This is a genomic window from Streptomyces sp. NPDC037288 (assembly GCF_055603265.1).
On the sequence record NZ_JBVJVY010000132.1, the window covers coordinates 1 to 5415 of the forward strand.

The window sequence follows — 5415 nt, forward strand, 5'->3', positions numbered from 1 at the left end:
CAAGCGAGTTGACATCCATCACAAGATCATGATTGCTGATGGCTACCCACCGTCACCACCGACTACGGGCCAGACCCGTTGATTGGACAGACCCTCAACGGGGCGTTGCCTTCATACGTAGTTTCTGGGGCCTCAATACCGCGCCCAGTGCGGGGTGGGTCTGGTGGCCGGGCAAGTGTTCTAGGCGCCAGCGGGCAGCGACCGTCGCGAGGGCGAGGGTGGCCTCGATCGTGGCGAAGGTGTTGCCGATGCACTTGCGGGCGCCGGTGCCGAAGGGGATGAGGGCGTGGCGGGGTGGCTGGGGATGTTGGGAGTTCCAGCGGTCGGGGTCAAAGGTTTCAGGGTGGTGGTAGAGATCGGGCTGGTGGTGGACGAGGTAGGAGCTGCAGATGACGTTGGTACCGGCGGGCAGCAGGTGGCTGCCCAGGTGAGTGTCCGTGGCGACGGTGCGGGTGAAGAACCAGGACGGTGAGCGCAGGCGGAGGGTTTCGGTGATGATGCGCCCGGTCAGTTCCAGGGAGGGCAGGTCGGCGTGAGTGGCTGCGGCACCGCGCAGCACGGTGTCGACCTCAGTATGGAGCCGCTGCTCGATTTCAGGATGCCGGGCCAGCAGGTCCAGCGACCAGGCCAAAAGGGCAGCGGTGGTCTCCGTCCCGCCCAGGAAGAAGGTGACGATGGTGTCGCTGATTTCCGTGTCAGTCATGCCGCGGCCACCGTCTTCGGGGTCGTGGGCCGCCACCAGGGCCGAGAGTAGATCGCCGCAGTCGGTGCCGTCGGCGCGCCGCTCGGCGATGATCCGGTCGCAGGTGTGGCGCAGGCGGGTGCGAGCGCGCTGGTAGGAGCGGTTACCTGGTGTGGGGAGCCGATCCAGCGGGGGAATCAGGAGCATGCGCCGATACCAGCCGTCGAAGACGGTGCTCATGTCATCGAGGAGCTGGCCGAGCTCGGCTGGTGACAGCGAGCCGGAGAACAACGTGGCAGCCGTGACCTTGGACGTGATCGTCGCCATCTCCGTCGGCACATCCAGGATTCGGCCAGTCTGCCAGGAACGGGTCGTCTCATCGATGCAGGCAGTCATGGTCTGTGCGTAGCCGGGGAATCGAGTGGGGTGGAAGGCGGGCTGAGCCAGCCGTCGCAGCCGACGGTGCGCACTGTACGGACAGGTGGCGAGGCCGATGCCTCCCACTTCCCGTAGTCGATCATAGAGCGGTCCGCCCTTATCGAAGACGCGGTCCTCGACCAAAGCCTGCTGGGTCAGCTCTGGGTCACAGACCACGATTAAGGAGAGGGGCCCCAGACGGATACGTACCAGCTTCCCGTGGATGGGTAGTGAGGTGATGAATGTCAGGGGGTTGCGAAGCAAGGGCACGATGTGCCCGACCAGGGGCAGTGCTTTGGGGGCGGTGGGGATCGAATGCAAGTCCTTCATAGCTACTCCGGGCTGCTGAATTGGCTGGTGAGCTGGGGCTAGGGATCCAGGTTTCCTGTGCGTCACCATGCGTGGTCGCGGTCGCCGGCTACGGTGCCAGGCTGGGCTTCGATCAAGCTGCCGACGCCGATGGCGTAGTAGAGGCCGCACCACCACTGCTCCATGACCAGCGCGAGCAGCCCCCTGCCATGGTCTGGGCTGAAGCGGGCGGCATGGGCGGCCCCGACCGATTTCGCGAAGTGCTCGCAGTATCCTCTGTCCATGTGCTTCAGGAAGTCATCCGGTGTGATCTTCCTCTCACGTAGCAGCATGGGCAGGACGTATTCGTAGGTGACAAGGTCCATGGGCAGCGCACTTTTTTCTACGGCTTCGCAGACCGCTGAATGAAGCAGCACAGCGCCGGTGTGCCGTTCTCCGGCCACCATGACGTCGTAGGCCAGTTCTCTGCGTGGCACCGTGATCGTGCGGGGCTCCACTGGCGCACATGGTTCCAGTGCAGGGGTGTAGCAGGTGGCGAACCGGCACGCCTGGTACACATTCCGCCCGTAGACTTCGCTGGACGAGTCGGCGGCGAGGGCGTAGTAGCGCCATATGTCATGCCGGTGGTTGGTCATCGCCCAGACAGAGACCGCCATCACGAACAGGCACGTCGCGTAGCGGTCAGGCAGGACGGCGCCGTCGTCTGCGAACCAGTTGTTGAACATCCACACCGTGCGCTCGTACGCCCGCAGCAGGTCCTGGGAGGCGATCGATCCCCGGGTCAAGGTCAGGACGCTCTGTCCGCATTCGCCGTTGCGCAAGTCGGTGCCAAGATCGACCCAGTCATGGACCAGCCCGGCGAGCATCAGGTCGTCGCGGCCCATCTCCCCAGGTGCGAAGGAGAGGTAGTGGCCAAGGATTCCTGAGTCCATGGCCTTGAAGTCGCGCCATTGGTCCCTGTCGGTGAACACCCAGGCGCTCTCGCCGTCGGTCTTCACGTCCCTGAGCGCGGATTCCTGCCGACGTTTGGCGTCGAAGAAGACCATGCTGCACTCCATGTGCGCCCGGCGCACCTGAAGATCTACCGGCAGGTCGGGGACATCCCAGTACGCGTGCATGTCCCGAAGGACGCCGGACGCTCCCCGGATGCCGAGTTCTTCAAGGTTGTACTCCAGGTAGAAGCCATAGATGAGCGTGGTGAGAAAGTCCTGGCGCCAGTCGCCGTACTCCCCGGTGGCAAGCCCCCCGAGCCAGGCGCCGCTGGCGAAGACCGGGTAGGACGCGATGCCGCGAAGCCCGTACTCCTCTGCCACCGCTCGCCACGCCTCGCTAGTGCAGGGGTGAACGTTCGACTTCGTGCTCCTGCCCGCGTTAGCGCCGGCCCGCGCACCGGAGAAGATCCTTCCCGGAAGGTCGTCGGCCACCGTGATCGGGACCTGAAGTACACCCGGCACCGACCGGGGGTTGCCGCTGCGCACATCGGCGATCTCGGCCAGCAGCGCGCACGCCCCGTCCACCATCTCCACGCACGCGCGCGACCACGCCTCGTAGCGCGGATCCGGAGCCGCGGGATCAGCGCGCAGAATGCGCAGCGTCGCGGCCGGATCGTAGGTCCAGGTACCGGTTCCGGCCCTCTGCGCGGAACCGGCGTGGAGCGCGCGACGTGCCTCTTCGACGTGTTCAGCCAGAGGCGAGTCGCGGATCTCATGGCGCGTGGTCAGTACATCGAATGCATCCGCTTCACCTTCGCCGGGAAGCCGGCCCGTGCGGCGAAAACCGTGCACCCGCTCAACCAGTTTGGGGACAACCGAAGATGGCACCTTTGTTCTCCAGCGACTTGTCGACGTGCTTGTTGTGGACGTTTTCGTGGCGCACGCAGACGGGCAGTGCATGGATTTCCAGGGCTTTCGTTACGCCTGGATTGCCCGGATGACGTCGGCGCAGAAGCCCCGAGGTCAGCACGCGTTTGGGTGGGTGGGCGTGTTCATGAAGTACGCCTGGTTGCGGTGTCGGCCAGTTGCCGAAGGGCATTCCGGGCCTCGGGGTGGATGACGTGGGGGCAAGTGAGGAGCTGCAGGATTTGTTCACGCCGTTCGCTGATCATGTCCTCGATGTGGGTGCGGGCACTGGTCACCGTGAGGATGTTGCGGATCTGGGCGGCTTCCGCCTCTGTCAGGCGGGGGTTGCCGACCAGGCGGCGTAGGACGGTGGCGTGGGCAGGGGAGGCGTCGCGCAGGGCGAGGGCGAGGAGCATGGTGTGTTTGCCCTCGCGCAGGTCCTCCAAGCGGGACTTGCCGGTCACCTGAGGGTCGCCGAAGACGCCGAGGAGGTCGTCGCGTAGCTGGAAAGCTTCGCCCAGCGGCATGGCATAGGCGGATAGTTCCCGCAGCAGGTGCGGTGGGGCACCCCCGAGGACGGCACCGATGTGGAGGGGACGCTCGCAGGTGTATTTCGCCGTCTTGTAGCGGATGATCGTCAAGACGCGTTCCACGTCGGGGGTAGGGCACCCGGTGGTGGTGACGTCCAGGTACTGGCCGTAGATCACCTCGGTACGCATGCCATGGATGACCGGGAGCACCGCAGCGAGTTGGCCGTCGGTCAGTCCCGCAGTGTGGAGGAGTTCGTCCGCCCAGGTCAGGGCAAGGTCGCCGATAAGGATCGCGCAGGAGGAGCCCAGGCGCTCGGCGAGCTGGCCGGCATGGTATGCCGCGTGCTGCTGGGCAAGGGAATGATGGACGGTCGGTACGCCGCGGCGGGTGGAGCTGTTGTCGATGATGTCGTCGTGGATGAGACAGAAGGCATGGAACATCTCCAGACAGGCCGCTACTTGCACTACCGGCTCTGGTGGAGGTGTTCCGGTGGCAGCCTGCCAGCCAAGCGCGCACAGCATGGGGCGCAGGCGTTTACCCCCGGCAGACAGGAATTCCTGCAGGACCTGCGCGGCCTGCCCGGGGAGATTCTGGGCTGCGGCCAAAGCGGCTTTGCTCTGAAGAAACTCGCAGAGAACGGCGTCGATGTCGCGGCGTAAATCGTCCGAACTCAGTGACCCGGTCGTGGGCCGGGTAGGGGTGTTGGCAGTCACGAAGGCTCACCTGCCCTGGGTGTGTCGGGTCCTGGTTCTGCTGTCGACTCGGCCTTGCCCGTCAGGGCCAGGGTCTCGGTGAGGAGGGCATCGACGATGCCCGCAGCATCCAACCCGGCCTTGGCCAGCAACGCGGAACGGGAACCGTGCGCGATGAACTCACGTCGCACGCCTAGCGGCACCACCGGTATCTGAACGCCTTTGGCCTGACACTCCTGGGCCAGCGCCCAGCCCGCCCCGCCGGTGACGACACCGTCCTCGATAGTGACGACCAGCGGGTGACGGGCCGCCAATGCGGGCAGCCTTCGTTGACTGGCAGTACCCAGCGTGGATCGGCGACCGTTACCCCGATGCCCTGTTCTTCCAGAAGCCGGGCGGCTTCCATCGCCACCCCTGCCAGCGGCCCCACCCCCACCAGCAGCACATCCAACGGCCGACGAGAGGTCGCGTAGATCGCCACGACCGGGAGATTCGACCCCCGATGCTCGCCCGACACACACCGCATCAACCAGAAAGTCACGGATCTCCCCGGCTAGAAACGGCAGATCGTCCCGAGGTACAGCCCGCACATCCTCAGAACCCATAATTCGATCAAGGACCGACACACCAAACAATGCCAGCATCTCCTTTGCGCAAGCACCAGATGCCCGGGCTTGGACTGCACTCGCTCCCTGACCGGTGCGGCGCCCTGCATACCGAGCAGAGACAGTTCACTCTCACCAACACCCCACGTCCACAATCCAACGAGAGGAAAATCGTGCATATCGTGCAGCCTTGCGCACTTGTGAAATCGAGCAGCGTCGACCTTCTAAGACCGTGTCCTACATGGTCAGTTTGAGGAACCGCTTGTAGCAGCAGAGGGCGGATGCCAGCCCGAGAAAGGCCAGGTAGTTGCCTGGTTTCCGCTCGTAACGGTGGTTGAGAC

General features: G+C 64.8%; 4 protein-coding genes and 2 pseudogenes. All 6 read right to left on the bottom strand.

The features are described 5' to 3' along the window. Positions 1-94: 94 nt before the first annotated feature. Positions 95-1429, bottom strand: coding sequence for a cytochrome P450 (locus ACZ7GZ_RS42110; protein ID WP_471033031.1), 1335 nt, complete (start codon positions 1427-1429; stop codon positions 95-97). Between the two features lie 62 nt (positions 1430-1491). Next, entirely contained in the window at positions 1492-3228 is a 1737-nt protein-coding gene (locus ACZ7GZ_RS42115) for a hypothetical protein (RefSeq protein WP_471033033.1), read from the bottom strand. A 164-nt stretch (positions 3229-3392) separates the two neighbouring features. Further along, complete coding sequence (locus ACZ7GZ_RS42120; RefSeq protein ID WP_471033034.1) at positions 3393-4490, bottom strand: polyprenyl synthetase family protein; 1098 nt, start codon at positions 4488-4490, stop codon at positions 3393-3395. Further along, positions 4487-4783, bottom strand: coding sequence for a transketolase C-terminal domain-containing protein (locus ACZ7GZ_RS42125; RefSeq protein WP_471033037.1), 297 nt, complete (start codon positions 4781-4783; stop codon positions 4487-4489). The genes ACZ7GZ_RS42120 and ACZ7GZ_RS42125 overlap by 4 nt, the downstream gene beginning before the upstream one ends. A 26-nt stretch (positions 4784-4809) precedes the next feature. Next, positions 4810-4995 (bottom strand): annotated as a pseudogene (locus ACZ7GZ_RS42130) (transketolase C-terminal domain-containing protein); the annotation flags it as partial. 316 nt (positions 4996-5311) lie between these two features. Next, positions 5312-5415 (bottom strand): annotated as a pseudogene (locus ACZ7GZ_RS42135) (IS5/IS1182 family transposase); the annotation flags it as partial.

Bases quoted from the DNA above. Each gene is read 5' to 3' on its own strand.
- ACZ7GZ_RS42110 (WP_471033031.1), bottom strand. From the start codon at position 1,429: ATGAAGGACTTGCATTCGATCCCCACCGCCCCCAAAGCACTGCCCCTG.